A 14,269-nucleotide genomic window follows, 5' to 3' on the forward strand; every position below is an offset into this window, starting at 1 on the left:
CGGATCGCGCCGGCGAAGCCAAGCACGGGCCGGAAACAGGTCCGCCATCGACCGACGGTGTGCTGCAGGGAGAGATCAGTTGGGACTGTCCTGGCAACAAGGCCCGCTTTCAACGGGAGCAATCGGCCGCTTTCTCGTCCCCGAGCCGCTGCCCAAGCGACTCTTGTACGTCGAACCGTTACGCCGCCGCCTCCGCGTGCGCTTTGGGGGAAGCTGGATCGCCGAGAGCGAACGGGCGCTTCTGCTTTTCGAACCGGGCCGGTATCCTGTGGCTTATTTCCCGGAGGCCGATGTTTCCCCACATGTGCTGGAACGCACCGAGCACATCACTCAACACGCCGATCTTGGGCCGACGTCCTGGTACAGCGTTCGGGTCGACGAGCAACACATCGCGGCGCGAGGAGCATGGCGGCACACCAACCTGCCCGCCCATGCAGGCGATTTGCAGGGTCTGATCGCCTTTGCCTGGCGGGCCATGGATGCCTTCTACGAGGAAGACGAACGCATCGTGGGCCATGCCGCCGATCCCTATCACCGCATCGACATCCGCCAGACCTCTCGTAACCTCGTGGTCAACCACCAGGGCCGGGTCATCGCCGATACGAAGCGGCCGCTGGTCCTTTACGAGTCCGGCTTTGCACCGCGTTGGTACGTTCCACGTGCCGACGTCGATGAGTCTGCCCTCACTCCGGTCAAGCTCCAGACCTTCTGCCCGTACAAGGGCCTCTGCAGCTATTACTCCATCGGAGACGCGCGCCAGGCGGCATGGTCGTATCCCGACGCCTATCCCGAAGTCCGCCGCATCTCCAATTTTGTATCGTTCGAGCCGGACATCGTGACCGTCCATCTCGATGGCACGCAGATGCGTCTCGAACCCGGCCAATCGGTGGTGCCGCATGGCCCCGATCGTAATCTCGACATCGCCGAGGTGGTCGCCGAGCCAACGCCTGGTAGCCGGCCCCGCTGAAGCTGCAACCAGTCCTCTCCATCGACGCTCGTGAGACGAACGAGCATATCTTCGAGATCGCGCAGCATTCAGCCTTTCGCGTCCACGACTATTGTGGCCCGCAACGGAGCCGCTCATCCCGAGCCTCCACTACGGGACCGCCACAATGTCCCATCGTTCGAACCAGACACGCTCGATCCGCTCCGCTTTTGCGGGCCTTCTCCTGATCGGCTTGCTGTCGCCCGCACATGCCTCCGACCGGAACAGCTCTCTCGACGCCCTCCCCGATCTGCCGTCGCGGGCCGCCGCGCGTTTCGCCTCGGCCGAGCCGACGTCGCGCCTGCCCTGGCTCGCTCCGGTCGGCCACCGTCAGCCGAGCCGGGCCGATGCGCCTCAATCAGATGCTCCGTCGGCCTGGGAGCGTGAGCAGCAGCAGCGCGATCAGATGCTGGATCGCAAGCTCATCATCTGCCGCGGATGCTGAGCTAGCCCGGCCACCTCACGCTCGCCTGCCTAGGCATTCTCGCCAGCCGATGCCGTCTCTGCGCTCTTCGCCAGCTCCATCTCGTCAATCGTCGCAGGCGTCTGCGCAGCCTTTCGCCATTGCGCGGGAGTGATGCCCATGTGGCTCTTGAACGCCCGCTGGAACGCCGCCTCGGACAGATATCCGACCGCTTCAGCCACCGCTCCGGTCGAGAGCGAGGATTTCCTCAGTTCGTTCGTTGCCAGCGTCATGCGGATGTCGGTCAGCAGCTCGCTCGGCGAACGCCCGACCTTCTCCTGGAATTGACGAGCGAGTGTCGCACGCGACATGTTGGCGAGCTGCGCGAGCTCGGGCAGCGTCCACGCGCGCGCGGGCGCATTGAACATGGCCGCGACGACCGGCGCGAGGCGTGGGTGACCTGCGAGCGCAAGCAGCCCGCGTGGCGCGTCTCCGGTCTCGCTGGCGAGGCGCAGCACGAGCGCGAACATCGCCGTCGACAACGCGTTCAGCATCGCGCGGCCACCCAGCTGATCGTCTGCGGTCTCGCCGCGCATCAAGGCAACGAGACCCGCGAGCTGCCCCGCCGTGTCCCGCTCTCCGGCCTGCGCGCCGGCCCTCACGATCAGCACCGGCGGCAGATAGTCGCGCAGCAGCCGGTCGTGCGGCGGGGCGATCGAAAAATGTCCGCACAGTAGATCGAGCCGGGCGTCCGAGCCGGGATTCTCGCTGATCGTGAAGTTGAGTGACGCGCGGTTGCGGGCCTTCAGCGGCGCGGCTCCGCTGCCGTCGTGCATGACGTGCCGGGGGTTGCGCGGCAGCAGCAGAATGTCGCCGGCCTCCAGTAGCAACGGCCGGCCTCCCGCCGGATCGTCCAGCACCGCCGAGCCTGCGAGCACCGCATGGTACAGGATCTCGTTGACCTCGCCCGGCCCCTGCTCGATCCGCCAGGGCGCGCCGTAGGAGCAGCGCAGGTCCAGACGGCCGCGCACCGGCATCATCTCGAACAGCCGGCTCAGCCAATCCATCGTATTCACCTCTCAGTACGTCATTTGAGACGATTGAGCATATATACAAGCATATCAAGCATTCAACATCTCACATCGCGACCCTACTGTCACTCCGCAATCGTTCACCACCCCAACACGGAGTGCCATCATGTCCCGACTTTCCGTCCCGAACCTCGAAACTGACGCCGGCCCCTCCGGCCAGGTCTATGCCCAGATCAAGAAGGCCATCGGCAGCGTCCCGAACACCTTTGCGGCCATCGCCGCTCATGGCCCCGCTGCGCTCAAGGCCGTGCTCGCTGCCGACACTGTGCTCGCCTCCGGCGGACTGACCAAGTCCGACAAGGAGATCATCAAGCTCGTCATCAGCGAAGCCGCCGGCTGTGACTATTGTGTCGCCGCCCACAGCCATCTCGCAAAGCTCGTCGGCCTGGCGCCGGAGGTCCTGAAGCAGATCCGCGATGGCCGGCCCACTGGTGATGCCCAGCGCGATGCGCTGGTCGCTTTCGTCGACAAGCTTGCGCGCACCAGCGGCACCGTCAGCGACAAGGATTTCGTCGCGATCAAGGCCGCCGGCTACAGCGACAAGCAGCTCGTCGACATCAGCCTCGCCTTTGCCACCACCGTGTTCACCAACGTCTTCAACCGCATCAACGACACCGAGATCGACTTCCCGGCGGTCGCCTAACGCGACGGCCGCCGCGTCGCTCATCTCACATCAGGGATCACGACCATGACCATGCTTGCCAACACCCACACCGCCCAAAATCCTCTCGTCCGCGCCCTGCAGGGATCCGGCCTGCTCGCGGAAGATCTCGACTACCATGTCGTCCGCGCCTCGATGGTGATCATGTTCTTCTTCTTCGGTTACCAAAAGTGGTTTCCGTACGAGTTCGAACGGCTGGTCCCGTTCATCAGCAACGGCCCATTGATCTGGTGGCTCTATCCCGTGTTCGGCCATGCCGGAGCCAGCTATTTCCTCGGCGTTTCCGAATGGACCTTTGGCGGGCTGCTGCTCGCGGGCTTCTGGAGCCACCGGCTTGGCGTGCTCGGCGCCCTCGGCTCGACCGGCACCTTCATCGCGACCGTCACCATCATTCCCTTCATGCCGGAGGGTTGGGACCTCGCCGCGGGAGGCTTCCCCGCGATGACAGGCAACGTGCCCTTCCTGATGAAGGACGTCGTGCTGCTCGCAGTCTCCTTCTATCTGCTAAGGCAGGATCTGGTTCGCCTGACGCGGTAACAGGTCGCATTCTGCCCAGGGCGACACGTCGCCGGCGAGCTTTCCCGCTCGCCGGCGATTGCACGTAGCGACGATCACGGCAGTGTGCCCGCAAGCAGCCGTTTTCGCAGAGCATCAATGAACGCTCTGACCCGGACGGGCATTTGCGCGCGAGTCAGAAAAACCGCCCATATCCCGAGCTCAACCGGCGCGGCATCCGCCGGAACGATGCGCTTCAACTCTCCGCGTTCAATCTGCTCGTAAACATCCCAATAGGTCATCATGGCGACCCCCACGCCCGCAAGACAAGCCGCTCGAACCGTGCTGGCCGACAGCGGGCCGGCGATCCGGATCTGCTCCAATTCGCCTCCACGTACGAACGGCCAGGTCTCCATCGCATGAAGCTTGATGCAGGGGTGACTCACCAGATCGCCCAGCGTTGCCGGTTCGCCGAAGCGAGCGATATAGGCTGGCGATGCGCAGAGGATGTAAGGATTGTCGGCGAGCCTTGTCGCAATCATGTCGGAAGGCTTCATCGGCGCCACGCGGATCGCAACGTCGAGACCCATCGAAGCGATGTCGACGCGATCGTCACTCAGGACAAGATTGACCCGAAGCGCCGGGTTGTCCGCGATCAGCTTGGCCACGACGGGTACGATGACGGCATGGCCGATGACGTTCGGCGCTGTGACCTTGAGCACACCTGAGAGGCCCGAGCCGGCGGACGACACGGACTCGAATGCTGAATCGCGGGCGGCGATCAGGGCGGCGGCATGAGGCAAGAAGGCCTCACCCTCAGGGGTGAGCGATAGCGAGCGCGTCGTCCGATGAAACAGGCGTGCGCCCAGCTCGGCTTCGAGCGCTGCGAGCCTTCGACTGACCAACATTGGCGTCGTGCCCATCTCTCGCGCCGCAGCGGACAGGCTGCCGGCGGTCACGATGCTGCGAAACAGGGCCACATCCGCGAAATCCATTTTATAACGATAATCGATAAAGTGCTTAGCTTCCAGCCGGACTTCTGTCGGCTCACGGCAAGCTTTAAGTCGATCTCCAGCAAGGGAGGCCACTCCCGAAGTTAAAGGCTCTGGAGATTCAAAAATGATGGACCGCGAAGCGAAGGCGCTTTTCACGCCAATCGATATAAACGGCCGTACAGCAAAGAACCGTCTTGCTGTTGCGCCAATGACGCGCATCACGGCGACCCAGGACGGACGGGCCACCGAAACCATGACGCGATACTACGAGCGGTTCGCGCGAGGCGGGTTTGGAACGGTCATCACCGAAGGCATCTACACAGACCAGGCGTTCTCGCAGGGCTACGTCCATCAGCCCGGCATGACCGACGAAGTGCAGGCCAAGGCCTGGAAGCCGGTCGTCAAGGGCATCAAGGCGCACGGAGCGGTGGCCATCGCCCAGATGATGCATGCCGGAGCGATCAGTCAAGGCAATCGCTTTCGCGACAGCACGGTGGGGCCATCTGCCATTCAGCCCAAGGGCGAGCAGATGACATTCTATCACGGAAAGGACCGCTACGTGCTGCCGGCAGCCATCACCGAAGAGCAGATCGCCGACGCCATTGCCGGCTTCGCGGGCTCGGCTGCGCGAGCGATCCACATCGCCGGGTTCGACGCCATCGAGATTCACGGCGCCAACGGCTACTTGCTCGACCAGTTCCTGACCGACTACGCCAACAGCAGAACCGATCGCTGGGGCGGCACCACGGAGAACCGCGTGCGGCTAATCGTGGAAACCTTCAAGGCGGTGCGCGCGAAGGTCGGGAGCGCGGTGCCGGTCGGCGTCCGCATCTCGCAAGGCAAGGTGAACGACTATCATCACAAATGGGCGGGTGCGGAGCGTGACGCCGAAATCATCTTCGGCAGCCTCGGCGATGCCGGCGCCGACTTCGTCCATGTGACCGAGTTTGAGGCGTGGAAGCCCGCTTTCGCCAAGGACGGCCCGTCATTGATGCGCCTCGCCAAGCGCTACGCCCCCAAAGCGACGATTTTCGCCAATGGCAGCCTGCACAACATCGAGCAGGCGGTGGCTGCGCTCGACGATGGCGCCGATGTCGTCACGATAGGCCGCGGGGCCTTGGCGAACCCCGATCTGCCCAAGCGTCTGTTAGACCGCAGCTCTCTGGATGAATTTGACCCTGCGATCCTCGGCCCCATCGCTGACATCAAGGACACCGAACTGATGATGTGAGCGCGTCCCGCGACGTCGATGCCGAGGGCCGACGCTCTGAAGATAGCGGACGCATCGAAAGGAACGATCATGACGGACGCGATTTCCGATGCCTCGGTGGCGTTGTCGCTCATGCTGGAAGCATTGCGCATGCTCGATGGGCCCGAGCATTCGAAGGCTGCGGCCCACCTTCGAGCGGCCATCGAGGAGCTATCGCTTCACACCGCGCAACAGTTGCCTCCACCTCTCGGTGAGGCTCCGAGCAGGTCCTAAGTCGCAATCGGGCGCATGACCGCGACGACCTCCTTCATCGTTTCGGCACCGCTCATCTCACCGCACGACCCGCGAAGACGGCAGGGCCGCGATGGCCGATTTTATAAAAAGACTTCTGATATGGCGCTTATGAATTTTCAAATTCATTCTGGATCATCACTCGCAACCGAAAATTTGAATTATCTTAAGTCATTGAAAATTATAAAACTATGCAATTCATTCCGAATCACAACAAAGCGAACCAATCTCACTCGCTATTCGGTGTGTTTTTATAAAAACGCATTTTATATAGAGACGCACAACAGTCGGATGCAACCGAAAGGATCAATGGCATGGCCAAGTTCGCCTTCTTCGTCGAGTTGAAAGCCAATCGGGGCAAGGAAGCGGAAGTCGAGGCGCTCCTGAAGCAGGGCGCCGTGATGGCGAAGGCAGAGGCCGGAATAGCGGCGTGGTACGGGCTCAAGGAAGAGGAGCCGGGACGCTACGGAATCATCGACACGTTCAATGACGAAGTTGGACGAGACGCGCATTTGAACGGCGAACTTGCAAAGGCGCTGTTCGCGAAGGCAGGCGAGCTGTTTTCCGAAGCTCCCAAGGTGCACCGGCTTCACGTCATCGCCCAGAAATAGAGCGTCTTACCGAGGCTCTTCGTTGCAAGGCAGATGATGAGCTTGGGCGACGCGCCTTAACGAACACTTCAGCGAAGCGACCTCCTCCCGAATTCTCCCGAAAAGGACTCACGATGAACCAGGAATCGCCCAAGCCCACTGTCGTCCTTGTGCACGGGGCCTTCGAAGACGCGTCGATCTGGAATGGAGTGATTGAGAGGCTCCAGCGCGACGGCTACCCGGTCGTCGCCTTCGGCAATCCGCTGCTGGGCCCGGCAATCGACACCGCGTACCTGCGCAGCCTGTTGGACAAGATCCAGGGGCCCGTGATCCTGGCGGCCCACTCCTATGGCGGGGCCGTCATCACGCAGGCCGGGGACGACCCCAAGGTCAAGGGCCTTGTCTACGCGGCCTCCATCATGCCCGCGGTCGGGGAGGCAGCAACCCATTTGCTCGAACGGTACCCCGGCAGCACATTCCCCACGTCCGTCGAGCCGACCACGTACACCCTGCCCGACGGTACCAAAGGCACGTATCTCCTCTACCAGCCCGACAAGTTCCACAGCAACGTTGCCGCCGACGTGCCCGCGAGCGTGGCCGCCCTGATGCTCGCCGGCCAACGCCCCATGAACCTGGCGGCCCTGACCGAACCGCTGACATCCGCGGCATGGACGAGCAAGCCGAGCTGGCAAGTCAGGCCCCTGCAGGATCGCGCCATTCCGGCCGACGAATACAAGTTCGAAGCCGATCGCGCCCACGCTACCGTCATCGAGGTGAACGCTTCGCACGCCGTCCCCGTCTCCAACCCGGACGTCGTGGCCGACGTGATCAAACAGGCCGCCCGCGCAGCAGCGGAGTAACGGCGTCCGCAAAGCGCGGTTGTCTGGCATCATTCAAACGGGGAGGCCCCATCCGATGACGCAGGACGGTGAGCAAGAAGCAGCGCCGCCCTGGGATGCGGCTCGGGTCAACCTCACATCGAACGAACTGGCTCCCGGCGTTTTCGCGGTCATGCCTGACGACGTGTTCGAGAAAGACCACGTCGCCACCACCGCCGGCTTCGTGATCGGCGAACGCAGCGTACTCGTCGTCGAGTCAATGCTGAATGGCGATCTCGCCGCGCAGCTTATCGGGCTCGTACGTCAAGTGACGTCGAAGCCGATCCGCTTCCTCGTCAACACCAGCTATCACGGTGACCATGCCTACGGGAATTACCTGTTCCCCGACAGTACTGTCGTGATTCAGCATCCGGCGACGAAGCGCTACACGGAAGGAAGCTTCGAGGACGATCGCCGTTTCATGATCAGCCTCATGGGTAAGGGGAAGGGCATTGAACGCGTGCAGGCACGCGCCGCTGACATCACCGTCCCCGACATGATCAGCGTCGATCTTGGCAGCCGCATCGTCGAGGTCCGTCACTTTGGGTTCGCGCAGACGCCAGGCGATTTGGTCATATGGGCGCCAGACGCGAAGGTGCTTTGGGTCGGTAACATGATCCAAGCACCGTCTCCGGCGCTTCCGTGGCTCCTCGAAGGGCGGCACAAGGAGACGATTACGACCCTTGCGCGCGTGCGCGACTTCCTGCCGGAAGACGCAACCATCATTCCAGGCCACGGCCGGCCGATGCGTCCCGCGGACATCGAATTCCCGCTTCGCTATCTTCGCGAGCTCGACAGCGCCGTGCGCACGGCGATCGCAGAAGGTCGATCGATCGAGGCCACGCTCGAGGCGGTCGCCATGGCGCACTACGGCGAGTACAGCCTGTTCGATTGGGCGCACAACTCCGTCAACGTGCCCGCCGCCTTCCGCCACCTGCAAGAGCCGGACGGCGGATTGGCCTAGGGGAACACGCATCGGAGTCGACCGCGAGCCTGGAGCATCTCGCCGTGTTCTCAACTCTATCGATGTAGCTGATATTACGTCGATTTCTCCCTTGCGTCGCCGGGAGAACGTCGATGCCGCCGACGTGTGAACGCAGCAGCGATCGAAGCGCTTGCTGTGTGCATCACCTCATTGTCGGCTCGCAAGGCAACCCCTTTCGCTGATAGACACGGGATCGGAGGCAGCTTTCGCCATGGAGCAGTTCGACTCGCTCCGAATCTTCCGGACCGCACGTCGGAAAGCGACTGCGGATTGGTCGGTGCAAGGAAGTCTGCGCCCGTTGTGGTCTTCGCCCCTTGGGCGATCAATTTGCGGGAGCGACCCTTGGCGAAAGGGTTACAGGAAGGGGAAATCAAGCAGGAGCTGCAAAATGGCGGGCACCTGCGCAATGTCCTCATCATCACCTAGACGATCGAGGGTATGGCGGAGCACCTGGCCTATGTTCGGCCGAGCTGGCGACGCGAGTTCCTGCCGCTGCGAACCTGGGGCGACAAGGAAGATCGTACCTACAAGGATCTCGATCGGCTGCTCGTGCTTCTCCGCGACGACTTCGGCTATCGGGGCTTCATTGGGCTCTACATGGATGGTGATCCCGATCTCGTGCACTATCGCGCGCTTTCGGAAAGCGAAGAGGCCGACGACAAGCCGTAAAGCTCGGATCCGACGGTGCCGCTGCCTCACTGCGAGGCTCGCGGTGACATCAGGACTCTCACCCGCAGATTAAAAAGTCGTTCGTGAAGAACTGGCGGCGGCGCCCGGCTCAAGCGGTGTTTCGAGCCGGGACGGTCTCGAAGAAGGCTCGGATGATGACACGCAAGAGCTCTGCGAGCCATCGCAGCAGCAGACCGAAGTTATAGCCGGCGGCGGCGAGAACAGTGTTGATGCGGTCGCCGAGGCGTCCCTTGAGATAATTTCTGTCCATGCGGTGCTCGGCCTTGACGTGGCCGATGACAGGCTCGACAGCCGCACGACGCTTCATCTCGCGACGGATGGAAGCTGTGACGCGGCGGACCTGACCCGAGATCCAGACCCTGAACCGATGCGGGTGGTTGTGACCGCGATATCCTTTGTCGACGTGGATACGGCGAGTCTCCACCCCGGTGAGCTTCTCCATGTCGGCGATTACGGGACCGAGCGTGTGCCCATCGAAGGGATTGCCATGCAGGGCCTTGGCATGGAGCACGAACTGGCCGCCCTTCGGAGACGTCACAGGGGTGGCGATGCTGACCTTGCAGCCGAACTCGTAGGGCGCGCGGGCTTTACCTTTGCCGATGCACTCAACCTCCGGAGCATGTAACGCATAGACCTTCGGACCGCGCTGATGCTGATCCTGGCTGCGCACCTGCTGCGCTAAACCGAGCAACGGGCCGAAGCGAGCTTCCAGCACCGTATCGCCATCAATCTTGCGGCGGATGTCGCGGATGATCCGGCCAAGCCGTGTCCGCAGGAACTTGAGCTGCCGCCGGGCGCGTTTGAACTGGTGGGCGTGGGTATAGCGGCCGGTCATGATGGCGGCGCGCTTGGCCAGGCGCAGATAGCTCTGGCGTAGCGGCACACGGTTGCGCTTGGCGAGCCCGACCAGCTTGGTGATTGCTCGATGCAGCAGCCGCGCGTCGGTCGGATGTGCAACCGCCTTGGGCTGCACTGTGGTATCGACGACCACCCGTTCCAGGTCCTTGGGACCGATGGCGCCGGTCTTGTGCGCCACTGAAAGACTTTCCTGGATCAGGGCGACGAGCTGTTCCTCGCCGAGCCGCTGCCGCCAGCGTGTCATCGACGATCGATCGAACGGCAGACGGTGGCAGAAGCTCAATTCGCCGCAGAAGTATTGGTAATAGGGGTTCTCGATCCAGCGAGCGCACAGCACCTCATCTGACAGGTTGTGCATGTGCTTCAAAATGAACAGGCCGGCGACTAGCCGCGTCGGCAAGCCCGGCTGGCCCGACCCTGCTTGGCACACTGAACTGAAGCGCTCATTCAGGATGTTCCAGTCGATCAGCGCTGCCAACCGCACCAGCGGATGACCCATGTCGATGATCTGATCAAGCGCCGGAAGCAACAGGTCTTTCTGGCGATCATCCCTCGGCTTGCTCATCGCATTCCCCAATGTCGACGACGCCGTCAGGGAATCACGAATCGCCCAAAAGCAAAATCCTAAAACGCAAGAAAGCGAGGTCCAACACCCCGCTTTCCTGCAAAATCGAATACTACATCAAGACAAATTCTGCTTATTTCTCAGATCAATCCGCATTCTTCACGGACGACTAAAAATGGCTCGCTTGATGCGAGCCATTTTCTCATCGGGACCGGTGAAGTCCGAACGTGGCTGCGGGATACACTACCACGACCATGCCGGGACGACGCCGTTCAGCGATTTCGGGCCGCCAGGACACGTCGCGCGTCAGCGAAGGCCGCCGGTAACGTGAAGTGTCTCGCCCGTGACGTAGGACGCTTCGTCCGAAGCGAAGAAGGCCACCGCGGCAGCGATCTCCTCGACCTTGCCGATGCGGCCAAGCGGGGTGGTGGATTCGATCCAGTTGCGCATGTCGCCCTCGTGCAGGCCGGCGGATACGACGCCTTCGGTGGCGATCATGCCCGGATTGACGGCGTTGACGCGGATCTTGCGCGGCGCGAGCTCCTTCGACAGCACGGAGGAGATCGCATCCACCGATGCCTTCGTCGCGGTGTAGACGGCGGTGTTCGCCGGCGCGATGGTCGACACGCCGGAGCTGATGTTGATGATGCTGCCCCCATTGGGATTGAAGTGCCGCACCGCTTCCCCCGAGATCAAGAGAAGCCCGAGCACATTGAGGTCGAAATGCTTGTGGAAATGCTCAGGCGTGATGGCCTCGAGCGGCGCGAACTCGTAGATGCCCGCGTTGTTGACGAGGATGTCGATCGCACCGAACGCCTTCACGGTCTCGGCGACGACGCTCTTCACGTTTTTGGCATCGGCCAGGTTGCCGTGGACGGCGACGGCTTTGCCACCCTTGGCGATGATGGCGGCGACCACGCGGTCGGCGGCCTCTTTGCTGGCGCTGTAGTTGACGGCAACCGCCGCACCCTCGGCCGCAAGCCGGGCGGAGATTTCGGCACCAATGCCTTTGGATGCGCCGGTCACGAGCGCAACTTTGCCTTCGAGTCTCTTGGTCATCGCATGTCTTCCGTTGTTCGGCGGGATGCCGATATTCAATAGTTCAACAGTGAACTATTGAATGAGTTCAAGGGACGTGCTATATTTTGAGCATGGTGCAGTTCGTTCACCCACCGCGGGACGAGATTACACTCGCCGGGGTGCTTGGAGCTCTCGCGGATCCAATGCGGCTGCGCATCGTCAAAAGCCTGGCCGCGCAAAACGACTGCATGTCGTGCACCGAGGCGGCGCCCTGACATGGCGAAGTCGACCCTCTCGAACCATTTTCGGATCCTGCGGGAGGCCGGCCTGATCCGGACGTCAAAGCAAGGCGTCCAGCACCGCAACGTTTTGCGCGAAGAGGATATCAACGCGCGGTTTCCAAAGCTGCTGAAAATGATCCTGAGCTTTCCGGACTGAGGGCATTCGCGCACGACAGATTTGTGGAGCCGCAAGGTATCGGCTGATGTTGCCACCGGGCGTATCCCAAAACAAAAATGGCCCGAGCTTCCGTCCCGGCGCGGCGTGTTGCCCGGCGTTCGCGCCATGATCGATCTTCTGGCTACAGCGCTGAAGGCCCAGGTCTAGCGCGCCGACCTGCTAGGGCTGCAAGACATGTTGCTCCGCGCGCGTGACGGAGCCTCCAAGCAGGCAACCTACGGGCCGGCTGTCAGCGAAGCCGAGCCGCACCCGAATCTCGGACAACGACCCCATCGCCCGGCCCTGCATGATGGTGATCCGCGCGCTGTTGCGCTCGACCAGGCCGTTCTTGAGCAGTCCGAACGCGAGCGCCGCGGCGGCAATGCCGGTGGCAGCATCTTCCGGGTAGCCTGATGACTTCGGAAACTGTCGCGCCTCGAAGCGCCGTTCGCCCTGATGTTCGATGGCGTAGGGGTAAAGTCCGGTGGACCCGATCCGCCCGCAGCACGCCTCGATCTGCGCTGGGTCCGGCACCAGCTCATTGAGCTCACGGACGCCCTTGATCGGGATGAGCGTCTTCACGCGTGACGTGACGGCGTTCTGCACCGGCATATCAAGCAGATCGCGGCGCGACAGCTTGAGCGTCGACAGAACGTCCTCTTCTTCGGCACGCGAGAGATCAACGACCTTGCCGACAGGCTGGCTGATCTCGACGGACGGTTCGCCCGAGTCCACACGATCGACATAGCCCGTCACCGATCCGCTGCGTGTCTCGATGCGGACCTGTTCGCCCGGCAGGCGCCCCTTGGTCGCGAGGACCCAGAGCGCGCCGATGGTCGCGTGACCGCACATTTCCATCTCGTGTCGCGGAACCCAGAACCGGAAGACGTAGTCAGAGTCGAGTCCCGGCGCCGGCAGGACGAAGCCCGACTCATGCCCGAAGTGCCGGGCCACCGACTGCATCCCCGCAGCAGTCAGGTTCGATGCATCGATGACAATTGGACAGGGGTTGCCGCCGCGCCCCGTGTGGGTGAACACGTTGACAAGGTCGATCTCGGTCATTGGACAGCTCACTTCATGGAGTGCGCGACGGCGTCAACGATCGCGTTGGCAACGGTTTGATGGACCATGGTCAGATTCTGATGGCGCTCGAATGCCTCGCTGGGCGGAAGCGACAACCTCTGCATGTCGAATCCAAACCTGGGAAGTCGTAACGCTATTCAAGTTTTAGTGACATGTCCGGCTAGAGGCTGTTAGGGACTGATTAACCATAGATGTTGAGGTTTGCGGGATGTCGATTCCCCGCGAGCCTTATCCTTCTGACGTTTCCGATGACGAATGGGCGCTTGTTGCGCCGTATCTGACACTTTTGCCGGAGGACGCCTCGCAGCGGACGCATGCGCTTCGCGAGGTGTTCAACGGCCTGCGCTATATCGTGAAGACCGGCGCGCCCTGGCGCTGGATGCCGAACGATTTGCCGCCGTGGGAGATCGCCTATCAACAGGCGCAGCGGTGGTTGCGCGCGGGTTGTTTTGAGGCCCTGGCCGAGGATCTGCGCGTCATCCTGCGCCTTGCGGCTGGCCGACCCGCGCAGCCGACCGCCGCCATCATCGACAGTCGAACTCTACGCTCGACGCCCGAGAGTGGCGCCCGCGGCGCCTACGACGGAGCCAAGCGCAAAAAAGGTTCGAAGCTGCATCTGGCCGTCGATACGCTCGGCCATCTTCTGGCGCTGCATGTCACGCCCGCCAACACCGACGATCGCGCCGAGATTGGCCGGATCGCCAAGACGATTCAGGCAGAGACTGGTCAGAGCGTCGAAGTCGCCTTCGTTGACCAGGGCTACACAGGCGACAAGCCTGCAATGGCGGCTGCAGAACACGGCATTGCCCTCGAGGTCATAAAGCTGTCGCAGGCCAAACGAGGCTTCGTGCTGCTCCCAAGGCGATGGGTCGTCGAACGATCCTTCGCGTGGGCCACACGCTTCCGAAGACTTGTCAAAGACTACGAGCGATGCGCTCAGACCCTCGCCGATCTCCACCTCATCGCTTTCGCATGCATCATGCTCAAAAACGTCGCTAAACTCGCCGCTGGTTCCTAACAGCCTCTAGATC

The 14,269-nt window shown here is 62.2% G+C and carries 15 protein-coding genes and 1 pseudogene; 11 read left to right on the forward strand and 5 right to left on the reverse strand.

Annotation, left to right across the window (positions count from 1 at the left end; translation table 11 throughout):
- Positions 1-79: 79 nt before the first annotated feature.
- Together HAP41_RS41980 and HAP41_RS41985 are read left to right on the forward strand one after the other, a co-directional pair.
- The gene (locus HAP41_RS41980; RefSeq protein ID WP_166078223.1) at positions 80-967 is read left to right on the forward strand and encodes a DUF427 domain-containing protein; all 888 of its coding nucleotides are present in this window, start codon (positions 80-82) and stop codon (positions 965-967) included.
- Positions 968-1,112: 145 nt separating this feature from the next.
- On the forward strand, positions 1,113-1,430 hold the full coding sequence (locus HAP41_RS41985; protein WP_166078222.1) for a hypothetical protein: 318 nt from the start codon (positions 1,113-1,115) through the stop codon (positions 1,428-1,430).
- A 29-nt stretch (positions 1,431-1,459) separates the two neighbouring features.
- Here HAP41_RS41985 and HAP41_RS41990 read toward each other — a convergent pair whose 3' ends face one another.
- Positions 1,460-2,455 carry an AraC family transcriptional regulator gene (locus tag HAP41_RS41990; RefSeq protein WP_166078221.1) on the reverse strand — a complete coding sequence of 332 codons (996 nt, stop codon included), beginning with the start codon at positions 2,453-2,455 and terminating at the stop codon, positions 1,460-1,462.
- Between the two features lie 130 nt (positions 2,456-2,585).
- Here HAP41_RS41990 and HAP41_RS41995 point away from each other — a divergent pair, with 130 nt between their 5' ends.
- Positions 2,586-3,122 (forward strand): carboxymuconolactone decarboxylase family protein, encoded by a 537-nt coding sequence (locus HAP41_RS41995; RefSeq protein ID WP_166078220.1) that lies wholly within the window; start codon positions 2,586-2,588, stop codon positions 3,120-3,122.
- A gap of 45 nt (positions 3,123-3,167) precedes the next feature.
- Positions 3,168-3,677 carry a YkgB family protein gene (locus HAP41_RS42000; protein ID WP_028148915.1) on the forward strand — a complete coding sequence of 170 codons (510 nt, stop codon included), beginning with the start codon at positions 3,168-3,170 and terminating at the stop codon, positions 3,675-3,677.
- Between the two features lie 74 nt (positions 3,678-3,751).
- Here the strand turns inward: HAP41_RS42000 and HAP41_RS42005 are convergent, their stop codons facing one another.
- The gene (locus HAP41_RS42005) at positions 3,752-4,723 is read right to left on the reverse strand and encodes a LysR family transcriptional regulator (protein WP_224580598.1); all 972 of its coding nucleotides are present in this window, start codon (positions 4,721-4,723) and stop codon (positions 3,752-3,754) included.
- Positions 4,724-4,757: 34 nt separating this feature from the next.
- On the opposite strand from HAP41_RS42005, the gene HAP41_RS42010 reads away from it, so the two are divergent.
- The 5 genes from HAP41_RS42010 (at position 4,758) to HAP41_RS42030 (ending at position 9,253) form a co-directional block, all read left to right on the forward strand.
- Positions 4,758-5,861, forward strand: coding sequence for an NADH:flavin oxidoreductase (locus tag HAP41_RS42010; protein ID WP_166105467.1), 1,104 nt, complete (start codon positions 4,758-4,760; stop codon positions 5,859-5,861).
- A 584-nt stretch (positions 5,862-6,445) separates the two neighbouring features.
- The gene (locus tag HAP41_RS42015) at positions 6,446-6,742 is read left to right on the forward strand and encodes a putative quinol monooxygenase (protein WP_166078219.1); all 297 of its coding nucleotides are present in this window, start codon (positions 6,446-6,448) and stop codon (positions 6,740-6,742) included.
- 113 nt (positions 6,743-6,855) lie between these two features.
- Positions 6,856-7,581 carry an alpha/beta fold hydrolase gene (locus HAP41_RS42020; RefSeq protein WP_166078218.1) on the forward strand — a complete coding sequence of 242 codons (726 nt, stop codon included), beginning with the start codon at positions 6,856-6,858 and terminating at the stop codon, positions 7,579-7,581.
- Between the two features lie 55 nt (positions 7,582-7,636).
- Positions 7,637-8,563 (forward strand): MBL fold metallo-hydrolase, encoded by a 927-nt coding sequence (locus HAP41_RS42025; protein ID WP_166078217.1) that lies wholly within the window; start codon positions 7,637-7,639, stop codon positions 8,561-8,563.
- Positions 8,564-9,022: 459 nt separating this feature from the next.
- On the forward strand, positions 9,023-9,253 hold the full coding sequence (locus HAP41_RS42030) for a hypothetical protein (protein WP_166078216.1): 231 nt from the start codon (positions 9,023-9,025) through the stop codon (positions 9,251-9,253).
- A 109-nt stretch (positions 9,254-9,362) separates the two neighbouring features.
- Here the strand turns inward: HAP41_RS42030 and HAP41_RS42035 are convergent, their stop codons facing one another.
- Together HAP41_RS42035 and HAP41_RS42040 are read right to left on the reverse strand one after the other, a co-directional pair.
- Positions 9,363-10,697 carry an IS5 family transposase gene (locus HAP41_RS42035; RefSeq protein ID WP_085398139.1) on the reverse strand — a complete coding sequence of 445 codons (1,335 nt, stop codon included), beginning with the start codon at positions 10,695-10,697 and terminating at the stop codon, positions 9,363-9,365.
- A gap of 306 nt (positions 10,698-11,003) precedes the next feature.
- Complete coding sequence (locus HAP41_RS42040; protein ID WP_166078214.1) at positions 11,004-11,756, reverse strand: SDR family NAD(P)-dependent oxidoreductase; 753 nt, start codon at positions 11,754-11,756, stop codon at positions 11,004-11,006.
- Positions 11,757-11,848: 92 nt separating this feature from the next.
- Here HAP41_RS42040 and HAP41_RS42045 point away from each other — a divergent pair.
- A pseudogene (locus tag HAP41_RS42045) lies at positions 11,849-12,155 on the forward strand (ArsR/SmtB family transcription factor).
- Positions 12,156-12,335: 180 nt separating this feature from the next.
- Here HAP41_RS42045 and HAP41_RS42050 read toward each other — a convergent pair.
- Positions 12,336-13,217: a PhzF family phenazine biosynthesis protein gene (locus HAP41_RS42050; RefSeq protein ID WP_135216236.1), complete on the reverse strand. Its 882-nt coding sequence runs from the start codon at positions 13,215-13,217 to the stop codon at positions 12,336-12,338.
- A gap of 229 nt (positions 13,218-13,446) precedes the next feature.
- Between HAP41_RS42050 and HAP41_RS42055 the strand changes: the two genes are divergently transcribed.
- Positions 13,447-14,256, forward strand: coding sequence for an IS5 family transposase (locus HAP41_RS42055; protein ID WP_166078165.1), 810 nt, complete (start codon positions 13,447-13,449; stop codon positions 14,254-14,256).
- Positions 14,257-14,269: the final 13 nt, after the last annotated feature.

The sequence above is a fragment of the Bradyrhizobium barranii subsp. apii genome (assembly GCF_011516635.5).
In the GTDB taxonomy this organism is placed as follows: Bacteria; Pseudomonadota; Alphaproteobacteria; order Rhizobiales; family Xanthobacteraceae; genus Bradyrhizobium; species Bradyrhizobium barranii.

Coding starts and splice junctions, on each gene's coding strand:
- HAP41_RS41985 (WP_166078222.1), top strand. CDS start 1,113: ATGTCCCATCGTTCGAACCAGACACGCTCGATCCGCTCCGCTTTTGCG.
- HAP41_RS41990 (WP_166078221.1), bottom strand. CDS start 2,455: ATGGATTGGCTGAGCCGGCTGTTCGAGATGATGCCGGTGCGCGGCCGT.
- HAP41_RS41995 (WP_166078220.1), top strand. CDS start 2,586: ATGTCCCGACTTTCCGTCCCGAACCTCGAAACTGACGCCGGCCCCTCC.
- HAP41_RS42000 (WP_028148915.1), top strand. CDS start 3,168: ATGACCATGCTTGCCAACACCCACACCGCCCAAAATCCTCTCGTCCGC.
- HAP41_RS42010 (WP_166105467.1), top strand. CDS start 4,758: ATGGACCGCGAAGCGAAGGCGCTTTTCACGCCAATCGATATAAACGGC.
- HAP41_RS42015 (WP_166078219.1), top strand. CDS start 6,446: ATGGCCAAGTTCGCCTTCTTCGTCGAGTTGAAAGCCAATCGGGGCAAG.
- HAP41_RS42020 (WP_166078218.1), top strand. CDS start 6,856: ATGAACCAGGAATCGCCCAAGCCCACTGTCGTCCTTGTGCACGGGGCC.
- HAP41_RS42025 (WP_166078217.1), top strand. CDS start 7,637: ATGACGCAGGACGGTGAGCAAGAAGCAGCGCCGCCCTGGGATGCGGCT.
- HAP41_RS42030 (WP_166078216.1), top strand. CDS start 9,023: ATGGCGGAGCACCTGGCCTATGTTCGGCCGAGCTGGCGACGCGAGTTC.
- HAP41_RS42035 (WP_085398139.1), bottom strand. CDS start 10,697: ATGAGCAAGCCGAGGGATGATCGCCAGAAAGACCTGTTGCTTCCGGCG.
- HAP41_RS42040 (WP_166078214.1), bottom strand. CDS start 11,756: ATGACCAAGAGACTCGAAGGCAAAGTTGCGCTCGTGACCGGCGCATCC.
- HAP41_RS42050 (WP_135216236.1), bottom strand. CDS start 13,217: ATGACCGAGATCGACCTTGTCAACGTGTTCACCCACACGGGGCGCGGC.
- HAP41_RS42055 (WP_166078165.1), top strand. CDS start 13,447: ATGTCGATTCCCCGCGAGCCTTATCCTTCTGACGTTTCCGATGACGAA.